The 20,825-nt window shown below is 61.3% G+C and carries 13 protein-coding genes and 2 pseudogenes; 11 read left to right on the top strand and 4 right to left on the bottom strand.

Annotated elements, in window-relative coordinates; all coding sequences use genetic code 11:
* Nucleotides 1–6: 6 nt before the first annotated feature.
* From gcvP to M5B43_RS03340, 5 genes are all read left to right on the top strand, one after another.
* Nucleotides 7–2,844: an aminomethyl-transferring glycine dehydrogenase gene (gene gcvP, locus M5B43_RS03360; RefSeq protein ID WP_248748768.1), complete on the top strand. Its 2,838-nt coding sequence runs from the start codon at nucleotides 7–9 to the stop codon at nucleotides 2,842–2,844.
* 162 nt (nucleotides 2,845–3,006) lie between these two features.
* Nucleotides 3,007–4,383 (top strand): L-serine ammonia-lyase, encoded by a 1,377-nt coding sequence (locus M5B43_RS03355; protein WP_248748767.1) that lies wholly within the window; start codon nucleotides 3,007–3,009, stop codon nucleotides 4,381–4,383.
* A 39-nt stretch (nucleotides 4,384–4,422) separates the two neighbouring features.
* Nucleotides 4,423–5,547, top strand: coding sequence for a glycine cleavage system aminomethyltransferase GcvT (gene gcvT / locus M5B43_RS03350; protein ID WP_248748766.1), 1,125 nt, complete (start codon nucleotides 4,423–4,425; stop codon nucleotides 5,545–5,547).
* 394 nt (nucleotides 5,548–5,941) lie between these two features.
* Nucleotides 5,942–6,154 (top strand): cold-shock protein, encoded by a 213-nt coding sequence (locus M5B43_RS03345; RefSeq protein WP_065887618.1) that lies wholly within the window; start codon nucleotides 5,942–5,944, stop codon nucleotides 6,152–6,154.
* A 94-nt stretch (nucleotides 6,155–6,248) separates the two neighbouring features.
* Nucleotides 6,249–6,737, top strand: a complete 489-nt coding sequence (locus M5B43_RS03340) for an RDD family protein (RefSeq protein ID WP_248748765.1) — start codon at nucleotides 6,249–6,251, stop codon at nucleotides 6,735–6,737.
* Nucleotides 6,738–6,809: 72 nt separating this feature from the next.
* Here the strand turns inward: M5B43_RS03340 and nadA are convergent, their stop codons facing one another.
* Nucleotides 6,810–7,868, bottom strand: a complete 1,059-nt coding sequence (nadA, locus tag M5B43_RS03335; RefSeq protein WP_248748764.1) for a quinolinate synthase NadA — start codon at nucleotides 7,866–7,868, stop codon at nucleotides 6,810–6,812.
* Between the two features lie 493 nt (nucleotides 7,869–8,361).
* Here nadA and M5B43_RS03330 point away from each other — a divergent pair, with 493 nt between their 5' ends.
* The 6 genes and pseudogenes from M5B43_RS03330 (at nucleotide 8,362) to pstB (ending at nucleotide 19,026) form a co-directional block, all read left to right on the top strand.
* Nucleotides 8,362–10,077: a ShlB/FhaC/HecB family hemolysin secretion/activation protein gene (locus tag M5B43_RS03330; RefSeq protein WP_248748763.1), complete on the top strand. Its 1,716-nt coding sequence runs from the start codon at nucleotides 8,362–8,364 to the stop codon at nucleotides 10,075–10,077.
* A gap of 105 nt (nucleotides 10,078–10,182) precedes the next feature.
* Nucleotides 10,183–15,138: pseudogene (locus tag M5B43_RS03325) on the top strand (hemagglutinin repeat-containing protein).
* 172 nt (nucleotides 15,139–15,310) lie between these two features.
* Complete coding sequence (gene pstS / locus M5B43_RS03320; RefSeq protein ID WP_248748762.1) at nucleotides 15,311–16,327, top strand: phosphate ABC transporter substrate-binding protein PstS; 1,017 nt, start codon at nucleotides 15,311–15,313, stop codon at nucleotides 16,325–16,327.
* Between the two features lie 55 nt (nucleotides 16,328–16,382).
* The gene (pstC, locus tag M5B43_RS03315; protein ID WP_248748761.1) at nucleotides 16,383–17,378 is read left to right on the top strand and encodes a phosphate ABC transporter permease subunit PstC; all 996 of its coding nucleotides are present in this window, start codon (nucleotides 16,383–16,385) and stop codon (nucleotides 17,376–17,378) included.
* A complete protein-coding gene (gene pstA / locus M5B43_RS03310; protein ID WP_248748760.1) occupies nucleotides 17,375–18,247 on the top strand; it encodes a phosphate ABC transporter permease PstA in 873 nt (290 codons plus the stop codon). Before pstC ends, pstA begins: the two co-directional genes overlap by 4 nt.
* Nucleotides 18,247–19,026, top strand: a complete 780-nt coding sequence (gene pstB / locus M5B43_RS03305) for a phosphate ABC transporter ATP-binding protein PstB (protein WP_248748759.1) — start codon at nucleotides 18,247–18,249, stop codon at nucleotides 19,024–19,026. Before pstA ends, pstB begins: the two co-directional genes overlap by 1 nt.
* Before the next feature lie 63 nt (nucleotides 19,027–19,089).
* Here the strand turns inward: pstB and M5B43_RS03300 are convergent, their stop codons facing one another.
* From M5B43_RS03300 to M5B43_RS03290, 3 genes and pseudogenes are all read right to left on the bottom strand, one after another.
* Nucleotides 19,090–19,557: an SRPBCC family protein gene (locus M5B43_RS03300; protein ID WP_248748758.1), complete on the bottom strand. Its 468-nt coding sequence runs from the start codon at nucleotides 19,555–19,557 to the stop codon at nucleotides 19,090–19,092.
* 430 nt (nucleotides 19,558–19,987) lie between these two features.
* Nucleotides 19,988–20,086, bottom strand: a pseudogene (locus M5B43_RS03295) (hypothetical protein); the annotation flags it as partial.
* A gap of 129 nt (nucleotides 20,087–20,215) precedes the next feature.
* Entirely contained in the window at nucleotides 20,216–20,815 is a 600-nt protein-coding gene (locus tag M5B43_RS03290; RefSeq protein WP_248748757.1) for a hypothetical protein, read from the bottom strand.
* Nucleotides 20,816–20,825 lie beyond the last annotated feature (10 nt).

The following is a 20,825-nucleotide window of genomic DNA, read 5'->3' as shown; positions in this document are numbered from 1 at the left end:
CGCGCCATGACTGTTAATTTGAGCACCGCCAACGAATTCATCGCCCGCCACATCGGCCCACGCCAGGAAGACGAGCAGCAAATGCTTGCCAGCCTGGGCTTCGACTCTCTGGAAGCCCTGAGCGCCAGCGTGATCCCGGAAAGTATCAAGGGCACCAGCGTGCTCGGCCTGGAAGACGGCTTGAGCGAAGCGCAGGCCCTGGCCAAGATCAAGGCCATCGCCAGCCAGAACCAATTGTTCAAGACCTACATCGGCCAGGGCTACTACAACTGCCATACGCCGTCGCCGATCCTGCGTAACCTGCTGGAAAACCCGGCCTGGTACACCGCCTACACCCCGTACCAGCCAGAAATCTCCCAGGGCCGCCTGGAAGCGCTGCTGAACTTCCAGACCCTGATCAGCGACCTCACCGGCCTGCCGATCGCCAACGCCTCGCTGCTCGATGAAGCCACCGCCGCCGCCGAAGCGATGACCTTCTGCAAGCGCCTGAGCAAGAACAAGGCCAGCAACGCCTTTTTCGCCTCGGTGCACAGCCACCCGCAAACCCTCGACGTACTGCGCACCCGTGCCGAGCCGCTGGGCATCGACGTGGTCGTGGGCGATGAGCGCGAATTGACGGATGTCAGCCCGTTCTTCGGTGCCCTGCTGCAATACCCGGCCAGCAACGGCGACGTGTTCGACTACCGCGCGCTGACGGAGCGTTTCCACGCCGCCAATGCCTTGGTAGCCGTGGCCGCTGACCTGCTGGCGCTGACCCTGCTGACCCCTCCGGGCGAGTTCGGTGCCGACGTGGCCATCGGCAGCGCGCAGCGCTTCGGCGTGCCACTGGGCTTTGGTGGTCCGCACGCGGCGTACTTCTCCACCAAGGATGCGTTCAAACGCGACATGCCGGGCCGCCTGGTCGGGGTTTCCGTGGACCGTTTCGGCAAGCCGGCCCTGCGCCTGGCCATGCAGACCCGCGAACAACATATCCGCCGCGAGAAAGCCACCAGTAACATCTGCACCGCCCAAGTGCTGCTGGCCAACATCGCCAGCATGTACGCCGTGTACCACGGTCCCAAGGGCCTGACCCAGATCGCCCAGCGCATTCACCAGTTGACCGCGATCCTGGCCAAGGGCCTGACCGCCCTGGGCCAGAAGGTCGAGCAGGCACATTTCTTCGACACCCTGACCCTCCACACCGGCGCCAACACCGCCGCCCTGCACGACAAGGCCCGCGCCCAACGCATCAACCTGCGTGTGGTGGATGTTGAGCGCCTGGGCCTGTCGGTCGACGAAACCACCACCCAGGCCGACATCGAAGCCCTGTGGTCGATCTTCGCCGACGGCAAGGCACTGCCAACCTTCGCCGCCACTGAAAGCACTCTGCCCGCCGCCCTGCTGCGCCAGTCGCCGATCCTCAGCCACCCGGTGTTCAACCGCTATCATTCCGAAACCGAGCTGATGCGCTACCTGCGCAAATTGGCCGACAAGGACCTGGCACTGGATCGCACCATGATTCCGCTGGGCTCGTGCACCATGAAGCTCAACGCCGCCAGCGAGATGATCCCGGTGACCTGGGCCGAATTCGGCGCCCTGCACCCGTTCGCGCCGGCCGAACAAAGCACCGGCTACCTGCAACTGACCACCGAGCTGGAAGCCATGCTCTGCGCCGCGACCGGTTACGACGCAATCTCCTTGCAACCCAACGCCGGTTCCCAAGGTGAATACGCGGGCCTCCTGGCCATTCGTGCCTATCACCAGAGCCGTGGCGAAGAGCGTCGCGACATCTGCCTGATCCCATCGTCGGCCCACGGCACCAACCCGGCCACCGCCAACATGGCCGGCATGCGCGTCGTCGTGACCGCCTGCGACGCCCGTGGCAACGTGGACATCGAAGACCTGCGCGCCAAAGCCATCGAGCACCGCGAACACCTCGCCGCGCTGATGATCACCTACCCGTCCACCCACGGCGTGTTCGAGGAAGGCATCCGCGAAATCTGCGGGATCATCCACGACAACGGCGGCCAGGTGTACATCGACGGCGCCAACATGAATGCCATGGTCGGCCTGTGCGCACCGGGCAAGTTCGGCGGCGACGTGTCCCACCTGAACCTGCACAAGACCTTCTGCATCCCTCACGGCGGTGGCGGCCCAGGCGTGGGCCCGATTGGTGTGAAGTCACACCTCACGCCATTCCTGCCGGGCCACGCCGCCATGGAGCGCAAGGAAGGTGCGGTATGCGCGGCGCCGTTCGGCAGCGCGAGCATCCTGCCAATCACCTGGATGTACATCAGCATGATGGGCGGCGCGGGCCTCAAGCGCGCTTCGCAGTTGGCGATCCTGAATGCCAACTACATCTCCCGTCGCCTCGAAGAGCACTACCCCGTGCTGTACACCGGCAGCAACGGCCTGGTGGCGCACGAATGCATCCTGGACCTGCGCCCCTTGAAAGACAGCAGCGGCATCAGCGTGGACGACGTGGCCAAGCGCCTCATCGACTTCGGCTTCCACGCCCCGACCATGTCGTTCCCGGTGGCGGGCACCTTGATGATCGAGCCGACCGAAAGCGAATCCAAGGAAGAACTGGACCGCTTCTGCGACGCCATGATCGCCATCCGTGAAGAAATCCGCGCGGTGGAAAACGGTACGTTGGACAAGGACGACAACCCACTGAAAAACGCACCGCACACCGCCGCTGAATTGGTAGGTGAGTGGTCGCACCCGTACAGCCGTGAACAAGCGGTGTACCCGGTGGCGTCGCTGATCGAAGGCAAGTACTGGCCGCCGGTTGGCCGGGTCGACAACGTGTTTGGTGATCGCAACCTGGTGTGTGCGTGCCCGTCGATCGAGAGCTACGCATAACCTGACTGGCTGAACGCGGTCAAAATGTGGGAGGGGGCTTGCTCCCGATGAGGGAGTGTCAGTCACCAGATCTATCAACTGACACACCCTCATCGGGGGCAAGCCCCCTCCCACACTTAAACCCAGTACATCCGATCAATAATAAGAAACCGGAGAACCACCATGTCCCTTAGCGTGTTCGACCTGTTCAAGATTGGCATCGGCCCCTCCAGTTCCCACACCGTTGGCCCGATGCGCGCCGCCGCTCGATTCGTCGAGGGGCTCAAGCGTGACAACCTGCTGAGTGCCACCACCGGCATCAAGGTGGAACTCTATGGCTCGCTGGGCGCCACCGGCAAAGGCCACGGCAGCGACAAGGCCGTGCTGCTCGGCCTGGAGGGCGAACACCCGGACACCGTGAACACTGAAACCGTGGCCGCGCGCCTGGCGCAAATGCGCAGCGACGGTCGCTTGAACCTGCTCGGCGAACACAGCATTGCGTTCAACGAGAAAGAACACCTGGCGATGATTCGCAAGCCCCTCGCCTACCATCCCAACGGCATGATCTTTCGTGCCTTTGACGCCGCCGGCATCCAGATTCGCAGCCGCGAGTACTACTCGGTCGGCGGCGGTTTTGTCGTGGACGAAGACGCGGCCGGCGCTGACCGGATCGTCGAAGACGCCACGCCCCTGACCTTCCCGTTCAAGAGTGCCAAGGATTTGCTCGGCCACTGCACCACCTATGGGCTGTCCATCAGCCAGGTGATGCTGACCAACGAAAGTGCCTGGCGCCCGGAAGCGCAAACCCGCAGCGGCCTGTTGAAAATCTGGCAGGTCATGCAGGACTGTGTGGACGCCGGGTGTCGCAATGAAGGGATCTTGCCCGGGGGCTTGAAGGTCAAGCGCCGTGCGGCGGCGCTGCATAGGCAGCTGTGCAAGAACCCCGAATCGGCGCTACGCGACCCTTTGTCGGTACTGGACTGGGTCAACCTCTATGCCCTGGCGGTCAACGAAGAAAACGCCAATGGCGGGCGCGTGGTCACGGCGCCCACTAACGGTGCGGCCGGGATTGTGCCTGCGGTACTGCATTACTACATGCGCTTTATCCCCGGCGCGAATGAGGATGGCGTGGTGCGTTTTCTGCTCACCGCTGCCGCCATCGGCATTCTGTACAAGGAGAACGCCTCGATCTCCGGGGCTGAAGTCGGCTGCCAAGGTGAAGTCGGTGTGGCCTGTTCCATGGCTGCCGGCGCGTTGTGTGAAGTATTGGGTGGCAGTGTGTCCCAAGTGGAAAACGCCGCCGAGATCGGCATGGAGCACAACCTCGGCCTCACCTGCGACCCGATTGGCGGGCTGGTGCAAGTGCCTTGCATCGAGCGCAACGCCATGGGTTCGGTCAAGGCGATCAATGCGGTGCGCATGGCCTTGCGTGGTGACGGGCAACACTTCGTCTCGCTGGACAAGGTCATCCGCACCATGCGCCAGACCGGCGCCGACATGAAAAGCAAATACAAGGAAACCGCCCGTGGCGGTTTGGCGGTCAACATTATCGAGTGCTGACGCCCATCTGCGCGCCAGCACGTTTTTCAGGAGCTGAATATGTCCACCGAAACCCTGTTGAAAACCCCATTGCACGCCCTGCACCTCGAGCTGGGCGCGCGCATGGTGCCCTTCGCCGGCTACGACATGCCGGTGCAGTACCCACTGGGCGTGATGAAGGAACACCTGCACACCCGTGAACAGGCCGGGTTGTTCGACGTGTCCCACATGGGCCAGATCCGCCTGACCGGCGCCAATGCCGCCAAAGCCCTGGAAACCCTGGTACCCGTCGACATCATCGACCTGCCGGTGGGCATGCAGCGTTACGCCATGTTCACCAACGAGCACGGCGGCATTCTCGACGACCTGATGGTCGCCAACCTGGGCAACGACGAGCTGTTCCTGGTGGTCAACGCCGCCTGCAAGGACCAGGACCTGGCCCACCTGCGCAAACATATCGGCGACCAGTGCAGCATCGAGCCGCTGTTCGAAGAACGCGCCCTGCTGGCCCTGCAAGGTCCGGCCGCCGTCAGCGTGCTGGCGCGCCTGGCACCGGAGGTCAAGCACATGACCTTCATGCAATTTGCACCGACCCGCCTGCTGGGTGTGGACTGCTACGTCAGCCGCTCGGGCTATACCGGCGAAGACGGTTTCGAAATCTCGGTGCCGGCGGCCAACGCCGAAAGCCTCGCTCGCAGCCTGCTGGCCGAGACCGAAGTGCAGGCCATCGGCCTGGGCGCCCGCGATTCCCTGCGCCTGGAAGCCGGCCTTTGCCTGTACGGCCACGACATGAACACCGACACCACGCCAATCGAAGCCAGCTTGTTGTGGGCGATCTCCAAGGCCCGTCGTGCCGACGGCGCACGTGCCGGCGGCTTCCCCGGCGCAGACCGCATCTTCACCCAGCAACAAGCCGGTGTGAGCCGCAAGCGCGTGGGCCTGTTGCCACAAGAGCGCACGCCTGTGCGCGAAGGTGCCGAGATCGTCGACGAACACGGTACGGTGATCGGCCGTGTGTGCAGCGGTGGCTTCGGCCCGACCTTGGGCGGCCCGCTGGCCATGGGTTACCTGGACAACGCATTCGTCGCACTGGATACCGAGATCTCTGCGTTGGTGCGTGGGAAAAAGGTGCCACTGCGTGTAAGTAAAATGCCATTTGTGCCACAGCGTTACTACCGTGGCTGATTGACTGTTTCTATAAGTAACGCGGTTGCGTTAACGTGCACTAATCTGTAACGCAACCGCCATAAAACAGTGCATTGACGATAGTCATTGTTATAGCAATTAACCTATAACAAGTGACTTATTCTATCGAATAAGTCCGGTCTACAATTTTGACCTAAGTGTCATAAACCCGAGCAAAACCGTGGCATTGCGCAGGGCTTGTTTTTTCTCCATTAGTTGGCGTAGAGTTTGTTCACTGTGTTTGCATGGGTCGCTTGGAACCTGGACCTGGGCAGTAGCTGAAGTAACTACGCTACAACCCGTTCGACGTCTCTTACTTTCCTGCAACCCAGCCCAGTACTCTTTCATATGAAAGGGGCTGTCATTAATTTTTAGCGTCAAAGGAAAGAAGAAAATGGCTGATCGTCAGAGCGGTACCGTCAAGTGGTTCAACGACGAGAAAGGGTTTGGTTTTATCACTCCTGAAAGCGGCCCGGATCTGTTCGTGCATTTCCGCGCCATTCAGGGCAATGGCTTCAAAAGCCTGAAGGAAGGCCAGAAGGTCACCTTCGTTTCAGTTCAAGGCCAGAAAGGCCTGCAGGCTGACGAAGTACAAGCAGAAGGCTGATCCTTCCTGCGACAAAAAGCCCCTGGTATGACATCAGGGGCTTTTTTATGGGCGCGATTCCGTAAACTGCTTTTTTTCCTCAGAGAGCCCTGCCATGTCCAACCCCCTGCTGAGCCCCCAAGGCGAATTCCCCGCCGTTGGCCTGGGCCGTCGTCTGGCAGCGATGTTCTATGATTTCCTGTTGTGCACTGCCCTGCTGATCGTCACCGCGTTTGTCTACAAACTGGTGTGGATCGCCATCGTGGGCGAAGCGAAAATGCGCACGCTGACCGAGTCTGGCGCGCTGGACGGCGACCCGTTGCTGTCGACGATTCTGTTCTTCGTGCTGTTTGGGTTCTTTGCCAAGTTCTGGACCCATTCCGGGCAGACCCTGGGCATGCAGGTGTGGGGGGTGCGCGTCCAGAACGCCGACGGCTCGCGCATCAGCCTGTGGCAGGCACTGTTACGCTTTGTGGTGTCGATTGCGTCGTGGTTGTGCGTGGGGCTGGGGTTTATCTGGTCGTTGTTCGACAAGCACAAACGCAGCTGGCATGACATCTATTCGGACACGCAGCTGGTGCGGATCCCGAAGCAGAAAAAATAATTCCAAGCGACACAAATCAAATGTGGGAGCGGGCTTGCTCGCTCCCACATTTTGATCGTATCCACAACAGGATCAGGCGTTGCCGGCAAGTTTGAGGCGCGCAGCCTGGGTGAAATCCAGCATGCGCTTGAGCGGGCGCACCGCCTGCGGGATCACCGAAGGTTCGACGAAGATCTCATTACTGCCCTCACGCAGGCACTGCAACGTGCGTTCCAGCGTGTTCATCGCCATCCACGGGCAGTGCGCGCAACTGCGGCATGCCGCGCCGTTACCGGCGGTAGGCGCTTCGACGAACACCTTGTCCGGGCACAGCTGCTGCATCTTGTAGAAGATGCCGCGGTCGGTGGCGACGATAAAGGTCTTGTTCGGCAAACGCTGCGCCGCGGCAATCAGCTGGCTGGTGGAACCCACCGCATCCGCCAGTTCGATCACCGACGTCGGCGACTCCGGGTGCACCAGAATCGCGGCATCCGGGTACAGCGCCTTCATGTCTTCCAACTGCTTGGACTTGAACTCTTCGTGGACGATGCAGGCACCGTCCCACAGCAGCATGTCGGCCCCGGTCTGGCGCTGGATGTAGGTGCCCAGGTGTTTGTCCGGCCCCCAGATAATCGTCTCGCCGTTGTCCATCAGGCTTTCGACGATCTCCAGTGCACAACTGGAGGTCACCACCCAGTCCGCCCGGGCTTTGACCGCCGCCGAGGTGTTGGCATATACCACCACGGTGCGCTCGGGGTGTTGGTCACAGAACGCCGAAAACTCATCCACCGGGCAACCCAGGTCCAGGGAGCACGTGGCTTCCAGGGTGGGCATGAGGATGCGTTTTTCGGGTGTGAGGATTTTGGCGGTCTCGCCCATGAACCGCACACCGGCGACCAACACAGTCTTGGCCGGGTGGGCCGCACCGAATCGGGCCATTTCCAGTGAATCGGAGACACAACCACCGGTTTCTTCGGCCAGGGCCTGAATCACCGGGTCGCAGTAGAAATGGGCAACCAGCACTGCGTCTTGAGCCTTGAGCTCAGCGGCGATGGCGGCGCGCAGGCCAGCCTCTTCAGCGGCGCTGAGGGCCTTGGGCTGCTTGGCGTCGAGGTGGGCTTGAACCAGTAGGCGTTCGGAAATTTGCGTCATGTTCGCAAGACCTGCAGGCGCAGTAAGCGCGAAAGTCGAGTGTACCACCGGCTCTGGAGCCCTTCGGGCGCCGCCGGACGAAGTGATTGTGTTCATCAAGCACGGGTGAATCTGAAGCTGCGCAAGGCTACAGAATATCCCCAGAATGCAAAAGCCTATGTTCATCAATCGGCGTGACCAGGTGCCCGTGCCCCCCCTGCCCGCCAACGAACCGATTAAACGATTCTGCTGCAACAATCAAAAACACTCTTTGCCTAACCGCCTCCCCGCTTAGCCCGAAAATAAAGCCCCGCCCGGTTATCACTCGCCTATCGCGCACCGCTTTTGTGCATTTTTTTGCCAAATAACGCGGCATTACTCACATTTTGTGTAATAAATCCTACAGACGCTGTAACAAACCGTTTATTGATGACTCAAGTGCGGCAAGTCCCCTGAGCTCACGGTATGGCTGAGCGTTCATGGGTCGTGTGTTTTTCTACGTTAAGGATGTCGAGTGCCGAATCAGCCCTCAACCGAACGCCCGTGTTATCTCCCTAAGTTGGGCATCGCCCTGCTCTGCCTCTGTGCGCTGCCGGTCGCGGCCGCCGATGGGCCGCAACCCGGCCAGGAAGCGCTGCGCTTGCAGCAGCAACAGCAGCGCGATTTGCAGCAGTTACAACTCGAACAGCGCCAGCGGCAACTGCAAAGAGGCAGTTTCGGGACGCTACCGGCCACGCCCACCTTGCCAAAGGACATCGCCAACGATGAACAGTGCTGGCCGCTGAGCGGCACGCGCCTGGCCGGTGTGACGCTGTTCAGCAAGGCCGAACTGAACAAACGCATCGAGCCCTACGTGGCCCCCTGCATGGGCGTGACCCAGATCAACCGGCTGTTGGCGCAAATCACTGGCCTGTATGTCGAGGCCGGCTATATCGCCAGCCGTCCGTACCTGATCAGCACGCCAGCCGCCGGGCACCCGCTGGATATTCACGTCGAAGAAGGCTACCTCGAAGGCATCGAACTGGCCGACCAGAGCCTGCCCGTGTCGTTAGGCGGAGCATTCCCCGGGATGCTCGGCAAGCCACTGAACCTGCGCGACCTGGAGCAGGGCCTGGATCAGCTCAACCGTCTGCGTTCGGTGGACCTCACCGCCGACATCGCCCCCGGCAACGAACCTGGCGCCTCGCGCATCATTTTGCGCTCGCGCAGCAGTGACTCGCGTTGGGGGCTGGGACTGGGTGTGGATAACCTCGGCAGCGCCAGCACCGGGCGCGATCGCAATGCCATCAGCGTGAGCCTGGACAGCCCGCTGCAGCTCAACGACTCGCTCAACCTGAGCTTCAGCGACACGCTCAACCATGGCCCGCGCTATAGCCGCAGCAACAGCCTGTTCTATTCGATCCCTTACGGGTACTGGACCTACAGCGTATTTGCCAGCCATGCCGAATACCGCTCGCCCTTCAAGCTCAGCAGTACCACGTTCTATAACAGCGGCCGCACGGATCAAGTCAGCTTGCGCACCGACCGAGTGCTGTGGCGCGACCAGGGCCATCAATTGAGCGCCAACCTGCAACTGGCCTACAAGGACGTCGACAGCTACCTGCAAAAGGTTCGCCTGGGGATCCAGAGCCCGACGTTGACCGTGGCCGAGGCCGGCTTGAACCTGTTCTGGCTCAACAGCGCAGTGTGGAACCTCGACGTCAATTACGCCCAGGGACTGACCTGGTTCGGCGCCGATCGTGATGCCGATCAGGTGGTGAAAAACCTGCCCCAAGCGCAGTTCCACAAGTACCGCGCCAACCTGACCCAATGGCGCAACGGCCAATGGCGACAGCAAGCGTGGCAATGGCAGAGCCAGCTGTCCGCGCAATACAGCCCGGATACCTTGCCCGCCATCGAACAACTGCTGGGCACCGACGACTCGGCCGTGCGTGGCTACCGCGAAAACAGCGCGTCCGGTGCTATCGGTGCGGTGTGGCGCAATACCTTGCGCCTGCCCCTCAACAGCGACCTGCCGGTCAAGATCACCCCGCGCCTGGGCCTGGACAACGGCTGGCTCAAGCGCGAACACGGCGCCCAGGGCCAACGCCTGAGCGGTGCCAGTGCCGGGCTCAACCTGAGCTGGAAGAACGTGCAGCTCGACTTCGATTACCAACGCAGCCTCAACACACCCACAGGGTTTGGCCAGGAGCCACAGGTCTGGCTGACGCGCTTGAGCTTGCAGATTTAAGCCAACACCGGATTAGCCTGAATTAACTGCCGTACCTGACCCCCACAGCAGCGTTGCAACGAACAACGCACGTGGCAGATCAGACAACACAGAGCGAAATCAATGATGCCGACTGATACTCACGCGTTTCACCTCTCGCCCCAGGGCAAACTGCGCTGGGCCATTGCCAGCCTGTTCCTGCTGCCGCAACTGGTACTGGCCGGTGGCCTGACCATCGTCGAGGGACCTGGCGGCACGCCGCAGCTGCAAAACCAGGGCGGTGTGCCCATCATCAACATCGTCGCGCCGAATGCCGGCGGCCTGTCCCATAACCAGTTCCTGGACTACAACGTCGACCGCCAGGGCGTGGTGTTGAACAACGCCTTGCAGGCCGGCCAATCCCAACTCGCCGGGCAACTGGCGGCCAACCCGCAGTTCCAGGGCCAGGCAGCGAGCGTGATCCTCAACGAGGTGATCAGCCGCAACGCCTCGACCCTCAACGGCGCCCAGGAAATTTTCGGCCGGGCCGCCGACTATGTACTGGCCAACCCGAACGGGATTTCCGTGAATGGCGGCAGCTTCATCAACACCCCGAACGCCAACCTGGTGGTCGGCCGCCCCGAGTTTACCGACGGCAAGCTGCAAGCCTTGAACACCCGCGATGCCCGCGGCCAACTGACGGTACAAGGCCAGGGCCTGCAAAACCGCGAGGGTTCGATCAACCTGATCGCCCCGCGTATCGACAGCGACGGTCGCCTCAGTGCCCGTGATCAATTGAACCTCACCGTGGGCCGTAATCAGGTCGACTACGCCAGCGGGCAAGTGCGCCAGGTGGACCCGGCCAGCAAGACCCAGGACCAGCGCATCGACGCCAGCCTGTTCGGGGCGATGCAGGCTGGGCGCATCAACATCATCAGCACCGCCGAAGGGGCCGGTGTACGCGTAGGTGCCGTGCAAGTGGAGGGTCGCGATGGGGTGACGATCAGCTCGGCCGGCGACCTCGCTATCAGCGGCCAGGTCCACGCGGGCAGCCTCGACGCCACCCGCGCCGGCGTGCAGAGCCGCCAGGGTGACGTCGACTTGCACAGTGCCAAGGACTTGAACCTGACGGCGACCGATGTCAGCGGGCGCAACGTCAAACTCGACGCCGGCCGCAACCTGACCCTCAGCAGCCTGGAAAGCCGCAAGCTCCAGGAAAAGCGTGAACAGTGGAACAACAGCAACTTCCTGTTCACCTACGAAACCTATGACCGCACCACCACCGACAAGGACTCGCGCCAGCACGGCAACAAGGTTGTCGCGCAACAAGATGCCGCGCTGTAGTCCGGCGCCAAGACCGAGATCAAAGCCAGCCAGGTGGAAGCGGGCAGCGCGTTGCACGTCAACAGCGGCGCCGACCTGCAGGTCAATGCCGCCACCGAAACCCATGAAACCCGCGACCTGGGCAACCATCGCAAGCACCTGTGGAAGGCTAACTGGGACAACTCCAGCAGCGAACAACGCAGCGTCACCAGCAGCCTCAAGGCCGGCAAGACGCTGGAGCTGAGCAGCCAGCAGACACTGCAATTGCAAGGCGCCGAGCTGAAAACACCCGGTGATATCCAATTGGCCGGCGGCAAAGTGGACATCAGCAGCGCCAGCCGTACCCAGAGCAGCAGCGACAATGCCTACTCCGGCGACCTGACAGGTGGCAGTTTCTTCGGCAAGAACGGCGACGGCGATAAGGGCAAGACCTTGAATACCGGCAGCCGGGTCAACGCAGATGGCAAGCTGATCGTCAAGGCCGACGACGTGCGCATCAGCGGCAGCCAGGCCCGAGGCGGGAAACAGGCCAGCGTTATCAGCGACAAAGGTTCACTGGTCATCGACGGCGTACAAGACACGTCCCACGACAACCGCTACAGCAACGACAGCAAGTTCTTCGGCCTCTCCAAGGATGAAAACCGCACGAACCTCAAGGGCAGCACCGTCGTCGCCAGCGACTTGCGCTCGGACAGCAACCTCACACTGCAAAGCGCCAAGGACATCACCGTCAGCGGCTCGCAAGTGTCCGCCGCAGGTGAACTGCAAGCGGACGCCAAGGGCGACATCAAGGTCGTGGCGGCTGAAAACACCGCCCACGACACGACCCGCACTCATACCCGCGGCTTCAATGGCTACGCCAAGGAAACCGCCAACGGTAGCCGTCAGTACCGCGCCGGTGTGAACTATGAAGACCAGCAGCAAACCCGCAAGACCGACACCACCCGGCAGCACGCCTCGGGCCTCAGTGGCGGCAGTGTCGTGGTGACAGCCGGTGGCGATGTGAGTATCAAAGGTTCCGACGTCAAGGCGACCCAAGGTGATGCGACCTTGAGTGGTAAAAACGTGGAACTGCTGGCCGCTCACGACAGCACGCTCAGCGACACTGACACCACCACCACCGGCGGCGGCGTCTACTACACCGGTGGCCTGGACAAGGCCGGCAACGGCGCGCAGTTCAGCCATCAGAGCAGCCACGACACCCGCAACCAGACCACGGCACACACCAGCAGCGTGGCGGCGGCGGGCAAACTGACCATCAATGCCGGCAACACCCTCACCAGCCAGGGCGCACAGGTCAAGGCCGGTTCCGGGTTGCAGGTCAACGCCGGCAACATCGATAACCAAGCGGCGCATAACACCGAGACCAGCACCCACAAAGAGAACGGCTGGACCGCCGATGTCGGTGCCAATGTCGAGTACAAAGGCGTCACCCGGCCGATCGAGAAGGCGGTCGAAGGCGTCGCCCAGGCCAAATTCCATCAACCCGGCTTGCTGGATGCGTTCGAGCAGCCCAATGTCGGCTTGGATGTGGAGGTGGGTCATACCCAAAAGACCCGTACACAGCAGGACAGCACCGCCGTGGTCAGCCAGTTCAGTGGCGCCACGGTCCAGGTCAACACCGCCGGCAAATTGCAGGATGAAGGGACTCAATACCGCGCCACCGACGGCGGGCTGAAGATCAATGCCGGTGAACATGTCGTCACAGCGGCCGCCAATACTCACAGCAGCAGCGAGCAAGGCGTGGACGCCAAGGCGGGCGTGCGGGTCTACACCACCACCGGTGAAGACGTGAATGTGCGCGGCAGCGGCGCAGGCGGCAGCAGTGACGTGCGCGAATCCAGCAGTACGGCGGTGGTCGGCAGCTACGCGGGCACTCAAGGCGTGAACATCCAGACCAAGGGCGACGCGCGTTATGAAGGCAGCCAATTCAACGGTGGCCAGGCGGGCGTCAACCTCAAGGCAGGCGGTGAGCTGGCGCTGAACCAGGCCAACGACACCCAGAGCCAAAACAGCAGCACCCTGCGTGGCAGCGGTTCACTGACCGTGGGCACGGCACCCGGCACCAACGGCACGAACGTCAACCTCGGTGCCGGCGTGCAACTGGATCACAAACGCGTGGACACGCAAGACAGCCAGGCGCGGGTCGCGACGATTCAGGGCAGCGGGCCGATCCTGCTCAGCAGCGGCGGTGACATGACCCTGCAAGGCACTCAGATCGGCAGCGACACCGCCAAGACCGGTGATATCAGCCTCAAGGCCGGTGGCAAACTGGACCTGCAGGCCGCGACCAACACCCATGTCAGCAGCGGCAGCAACCTGGGCGGCGGCCTGACCGTCGGTGCAGGCAAGACCAGCAGTGCCGAAAGCAGTGGCAAGACCGGTAGCCTCAGTGCCAACTTCAACATCGGCAACGTGGCGGAGAATGACCACGGCGTGAGCGTCGGGCAGTTGCACAGCAACGGCAACGTCACCCTCGCCAGTGGCGCCGACACCGCCAATGCCATCCACTTGCAAGGCACTCAAGTCACGGCTGCCAGCGTCAATCTCGACGCGCAGAACGGCGGCATCCTGCAAGAGTCAGCGCAATCGACCCAGGCCCACAACAGCTGGGGCGTGGCCCTGGGCGCAGGCGGCAGCGGCGGCAAGACCACCTTGGCCGACGCCGGTGAGCACGACACACCCAAGACCCAGCGCGGCATCAATGCCCGGGCCAAGGTCGACGTGGATCACCTGCAAGGCACCACCCAACACGACAGCCTGATCAAGGCGGGTACCGTGGCCATCAACAGCGCCGGTGATACCCACCTGGCGGGGGCCCGTATCGAAGCGGATCAAGTGAGCGGCAAAGTGGGCGGCGACCTGATCGTCGAGAGCCGCAAGGACCAGGTCAACAGCACCCAGGTCAATGTCGATGCCAAGCTGGATGTCGAAAAAAACCAGCCCGGCGTGGTCGATAAGCTGGCCAAGACCACAGGCCCGCTCAAGGACAAGGTGCAAGCCAAAGCCCAGGGCGCCTTCGACAAACACCGCGAGAAACTCGAGAACGCGGTCGACAAGGGCACCGAGCACCTGGCTTCGGCCAAGGACAAGGTGGTCAACAGCGTCGCTGACGCCAAGGAGCGTTTGGGCGAAAAACTCAGCCGCAGCGGTAGCTACGACGTGAACCCCGAACCCCGTGGCGCGTTCGGCACCCGCGTGGACAAGGCCAAGCAATACCTCGCGGACAAGAAGGACGCCCTGGGCACTCGCTTGTCCGGGTTCAAGGATAAGGTCTGGCCAAAAACCAGTGACAGCTACGTCGTCAGTGGCAAGAACACCACCGGCAGCTCAGTGGCGGATACGGCGCAGAACGTGCTGTTCGGCGACAAGAGCGGCAACACCGCCTACACCCCGACCCTGAACCTGGACGTCAGCCACGTCGTCAAGGACAGCGTCGCCCAGGCGTCGGGTATTCGCGGCATCCAGGGCGTCCATCTGCAAGTGAGTGGCGAGACTCGCCTCACGGGCGCCCGCATCAGCGCGGACAATGGCAAGGTCGACCTGGGTGGCTCCACGGTGAAGGCGACGACGCTGTCCGGCAGCGACTATCGCGCCGATGTCGGGCTGAACGCGTCGAAATCACCGGTCAACCTGGTGCTGGGTGCCAAGGACGAATTGCCCCAGAAACAGGACGACGCAACGCGTCAGGACCAGGCCATCAACCTTGGGCTGCTGCGGGCGGGTGGGCACAGTGACAGCCAGGAGTTGCAGGCTGGAATTGATCAAAACAACCGCTAAATAGGCAGGCTTCGGTGGCAGCAGGTGCGCTTGTTGCCATCGGAGCAACCATTTCTAAATGTTTCTTCATAAAGCCAATTCGTCATTAAACAGACATATATCAGGAATTAAATCGTCACGTCTTAGACAGGTGGACCTATCCACTTGCCCCTTCCCTTGAGGTGTTGTCGTGATGTTGCCGACTAAAAAAAGTCTGTCTGTTTTGTTGACGGCCCTGTGTCTGAGCGGCGTGGCCCACGCCACCGACGTAACCGGTGCCGGCTCCAGCTTCGTGTACCCGGTGCTGTCCAAGTGGTCGCAGGACTACAGCAAGAACTCCAACAACCGCATCAACTACCAGTCCATCGGTTCCGGTGGTGGCATCGCCCAGATCAAGGCGGCCACCGTGGATTTCGGTGCCTCCGACGCCCCTCTGTCGGCCGATGACCTCAAGGCCGGTGGCCTGGGTCAATTCCCCAGCGTGATTGGCGGCATCGTGCCGGTGATGAACGTCGAAGGTGTGGCGGCAGGCCAGTTGAAGCTCGATGGCGACGTGCTGGCAAAGATCTTCCTGGGCGATATCAAGGCGTGGAACGACCCGGCCATCGCCGCACTCAACCCGGGCTTGAAGTTGCCTGGTGCCAACATCACCGTGGTCCATCGTTCTGATGGTTCCGGCACTTCCTACAACTTCACCAACTACCTGTCCAAAGTCAGCGATGGCTGGAAAACCAAGGTCGGCTTCGGTACCACCGTGCCTTGGCCGGTAGGTGTGGGTGGCAAGGGCAACGAAGGCGTGTCGGCCTATGTGAAGCAGATCAAGAACTCGATCGGCTTTGTCGAATACGCCTACGCGTTGCAGAACAAAATGACCTACGCCCAGTTGAAGAATGCATCGGGCAAATTCGTCGAGCCTAACGCCAAGGCGTTCCAGGCCGCCGCAGATACCGCGGACTGGGCCAGCGCCAAGGACTTCAACCTGATCATGACTAACGCGCCAGGCGAAGGCGCATGGCCGATCACGGCCACCACCTGGATCATCATGTACAAGCAGCCCAAGAATGCCGAGCAAAGCCAGGCGGCTTTCAGCTTCTTCAAGTGGTCACTGGAAAAAGGCCAGCAACAGGCCGCTTCCCTGGACTACGTTGCCTTGCCGGACTCCCTGGTGTCGCGAATCGAAGGTTACTGGAAGTCTGACTTCGCCCACTGATTCGCCCTACAACCACCTTGCGCAGTGATTGCGCAAGGTGGTGAGCACATCTGATATGAACGACTCCGTCCAATCCCTGGTTATGACGACTCACGCGAGTGACACACGGGGCGACAGCCGCGCCGCCCGCGACCAACGCCACGACCTGTGGTTCAAGCGCTCGATGTTCGGCGCCGCCATGCTGGTGCTGGTACTGCTGGGAGCGATTGCATTCTCAACCCTCTGGGGTGGCGGCCTGGCCTTCAAGACCTTTGGTTTGGGTTTCATCACCAGCACCGAGTGGGACGCCGTCAACAACCACTTTGGTGCCGTGGTGCCGATCTACGGCACCTTGGTCACTTCCTTTCTGGCCTTGCTGATTGCGGTGCCCGTGAGTTTCGGCATCGCGATTTTTCTCACCGAAGTCGCGCCGCCCTGGCTGAAAATGCCGGTGGCGTCGGCCATTGAATTACTCGCCGGTATTCCCTCGATCATCTACGGCATGTGGGGTTTGTTTGTGTTCGGGCCGTTCATGGCTGAACACTTGTCGCCCTTGATCAATGACTACCTGGGCGCCCTGCCCTTTGTCGGTTCTCTGTTCCAGGGGCCGCCGCTGGGCATTGGCATGCTGACTGCCGGCATTGTGCTGGCGGTGATGATCATGCCGTTTATCACTTCAGTGATGCATGAGGTGTTCCGCAGTGTGCCGACGCAATTGAAAGAGTCGGCCTACGCGCTGGGCAGCACCACGTGGGAAGTGGTCTGGGACATCGTCTTGCCCTACACCCGCTCGGCGGTGGTCGGGGGCATCTTTCTCGGCTTGGGCCGTGCCCTCGGCGAAACCATGGCGGTGACCTTCGTGCTCGGTAACGCGCAACAGTTCTCCGCGTCCCTGTTGATGCCCAGCAGCTCCATCGCCTCCGTCATCGCCAACGAATTCAGCGAGGCTTACACCGACCTGCATCGCTCCGCGCTGATTGCCTTGGGCTTCCTGCTGTTTATCGTGACCTTCGTCGTACTGGCGCTGGCGCGATTGATGCTGATGCGCCTGTCGCGCAAGGAAGGGCTATGAACGCCAACGAACGCCTGTACCGAAAGCGCGCCCTTAAAAACGGCGTGGCCATGGTCCTCAGTTGTGGTGCCACCGCCTTCGGCTTGTTGTGGCTGGCGTGGATTCTGCTGACGACCGTGATCAATGGCCTCCAGGCCCTCAACCTGCGCCTGTTTACCCAGATGACCCCACCGCCCGGCACCGAAGGCGGACTGGCCAATGCGTTTTATGGCAGTGCACTCATGTCGGCCATCGCGCTGCTGATCGGTACGCCCATCGGCTTGATGGCCGGTATCTGGCTGGCGGAGTTCGCCCGTCATTCGCGCCTGGGCACCACGGTGCGCTTTATCAACGACATCCTGTTGTCCGCCCCTTCGATTGTGCTGGGCCTGTTCATCTACACCGGCGTGATCCTGCCGCTGAACCTGCTCACCCACCACCAGGTGGGGTTTTCCGCCATCGCCGGTGCATTGGCCCTGGCGCTGCTGGTGATTCCGGTGGTGGTGCGCACCACGGATGAAATGCTCCAACTGCAACCGTCGACCCTGCGTGAGGCTGCGCTGGCACTGGGTGTGCCGCAATGGAAGCTGACGCTGCAGATTGTCCTGAGAGCGGCCAAGGCCGGCGTAGTCACCGGCATTCTGCTGGCCCTCGCCAGGATCACCGGGGAAACCGCGCCGCTGCTGTTCACCGCCTTCGGCAACCAGTTCTGGAGCAGCAACCTGCTCAAACCGATCGCCAGTGTCCCCGTGGTGATTTTCCAGTACGCCATGAGCCCGTTCGACGACTGGCATTCGCTCGCGTGGGCGGGTGCATTGGTCCTCACGCTGTTCGTGCTGGTACTGAGCCTGGCATCTCGCCTGATTCTTTTACGCAATAGGTCTCACTGATGGACGCCACCGGCATTGATCGCGAAAAAACCAAAATCCAGGTGCGGGGGTTGGAGTTTTTCTACAACCACCAACGCTCGCTGAAATCCATCGACATCGATATTCCAGAAAAACGCATCACCGCCATCATCGGCCCCTCGGGCTGCGGTAAGTCCACCTTGCTGCGGGTGTTCAATCGTATTTACTCGATGTACCCGAAACAGGAAGCGCGGGGCGAAGTGCTGCTCAACGGTGAAAACATCCTCGCCCCCGGCTACTCGATGAACCGGCTGCGCAGCCATGTCGGCATGGTGTTCCAGAAACCCGTACCGTTTCCGATGTCGATCTACGACAACATCGCCTACGCCGTACGCCACCATGAAAAATTGTCCCGGCGCGAAATGAACGACCGCGTCGAACAAGCCCTGCGCGGCGGCGCCTTGTGGGATGAGGTCAAAGACAAACTCAACCAGAGCGCGCAAAGCCTCTCCGGTGGCCAGCAACAGCGGTTGTGCATCGCCCGCACTATCGCGCTGCGCCCGCAAGTGTTGCTGCTGGACGAACCGACCTCGGCGCTCGACCCCATCTCGACCGGACGTATCGAGCAACTGATCACGGAGCTGAAGGCTCAGTACACCGTGATTATCGTGACCCACAACATGCAGCAAGCCGCACGGGTGTCGGACAACACCGCGTTCATGTTCATGGGAGAGTTGATCGAGTACGGCAATACCGACGAGATCTTCACCAAGCCGAAGATGAAGCAGACCGAAGACTACATCACCGGGCGGTTCGGCTAGCGCGACCAGCCCTGCAAGACGCCTGCGCCAACGCGCACTTGCAGGGCCATGCAACCGTCGCTGTCAGGCGAACAGCGCCTGTACATTGGACATTGCATCATCGGCAAACCCCTGCAGGAATGCCTCGAACGCCGGCACATCTTCCTGGCCGCCGGTGTAAGGCTGCCCCATGATGGTCCAGGTCGCCACGCTCTGATTCGCACCGTGCGGAACGACCTCCATCAGCGCCCACAGGTTGCCGATATTCAGGGAGGTGTAGATGAGCGACCAGGTCATGGTCATGCGCTCATTGTCGTGGGAGTTGAGTTGCTCAATGACCACGTTACCGTCCTTGAACAGCTTCTTGCGCACCGAACGCACGCCGGTGCCGGTCATGTCGATATGGGACAGCGCCGGAATAAACTTGTTAAACCCGGCGAAATCACCGACGACGTTCCATACGCTACGGGCATCGCCATCGACGACGACGCGAGCAACGACCGGGTTACCGACCGGATTGCGGACCAGAGTGTCGGGTTCAAAATGCTGCATGGGAAAGCTCCTTTTTGTTGGGCCAGATAAAGTCGACTGGCTTGAGGTAATAAGCGTGCAAGGAAATCCACCGGCATCAGATCGAAGTGGAGTGCCCATTCAGGCACCTCCTTAAGGTGCAACGACGCATTGAGCATCAACATCAGACGGTTCTGATGTGGCTGGCACACCCCGCTACGCGTGTTGAACGCAATATTTCCCAGGCGATAAAAGTTGACCTCTCCCCCGACTCATTGGGAGAGGGCCTAGCCTGCGAACCCTGATGTATTCAGTTTTTTGATTGTCGCAAGGCCAGGGCCATGATGAAAAAGCCACTGGCGACCATGAGTTTCGGGTTGAACCACTTCATCCGGCGCGGCCTGAACGGCGCCAGCCCCCGTTGCACCAGGCCGAAGGTGGCCCCGCCAGACATGAACATCGCTACGCGGGCCACGTGGACGTTCATGCCGGCCATGAAACAACCGAACAAGCCCCCGATCACCGCAACCCATGCGCGAAAAGAAACCGTCTTTTCAACGGCCTCAGTCATGCGTATCGCCCTGGTGCGGGGTCGAGTGTCGACGGTCGTGATCACGGACATGGCGCTTTTCAAATGCGAGGCACAAAAGTGCACCGCCTAGTTACAGGCGGCGGCTTTTTTTACAACGCTAATTTTTAATCAACTGCCCAACTGCCCACGGGTGTCCGCGTCGAAGCGCTTGCGGGCCTCCTCAGCCGCCGGTTTGAGCAGCTTGAGCAGCGCCGCCTCGCTGTACAACTGAGTGACTGCCAGTTCCTTGGGGGTCGGCTCAATCGGGATCAGCACCTCTTCGCTGTCCGCGTGCAGCCAGATCGCCACAACGTGCAGTGCCGAGATGAACAGGACTCGCAGCTCAACGGTTTTACCTTTCAATTGCGCCGACTGCTCCGCCAGTTTCAACGCATCCACCGTCGCCGCTGCCAACGGCCCGTGGTTGAGCGAGGCGAACTCGACCTGCCCCTGGACGTCGGCCAGTTGCGCGTCCGCAATCGTCACGCCATCGGCAAACACCAAGTAGTGCCAATCGCCGACCTTCGCGTCTTTCAGGCTTTTACCGTGCGTCAAATCCTCGAGGCTGAGCGAGTAGCCACGATAGGCCTCGCTCAGCCTGATTTTGCCCGGCGCAGCGGCCGCGAGTGAGTGATGGGCCCCCGCACCCTGGGTTTGCAGCGCGGCTTGCAACGCAGGACGCAGTGTCTGTACGCCGTTGGAGGGCGCCTTTGGATAAGTCAGTTGCATGATCTCGCCC

It is taken from the genome of Pseudomonas sp. MWU15-20650 (assembly GCF_023242475.1).
Taxonomy (GTDB): domain Bacteria; phylum Pseudomonadota; class Gammaproteobacteria; order Pseudomonadales; family Pseudomonadaceae; genus Aquipseudomonas.
This window is presented reverse-complemented; position numbering and strand designations above follow the sequence as displayed.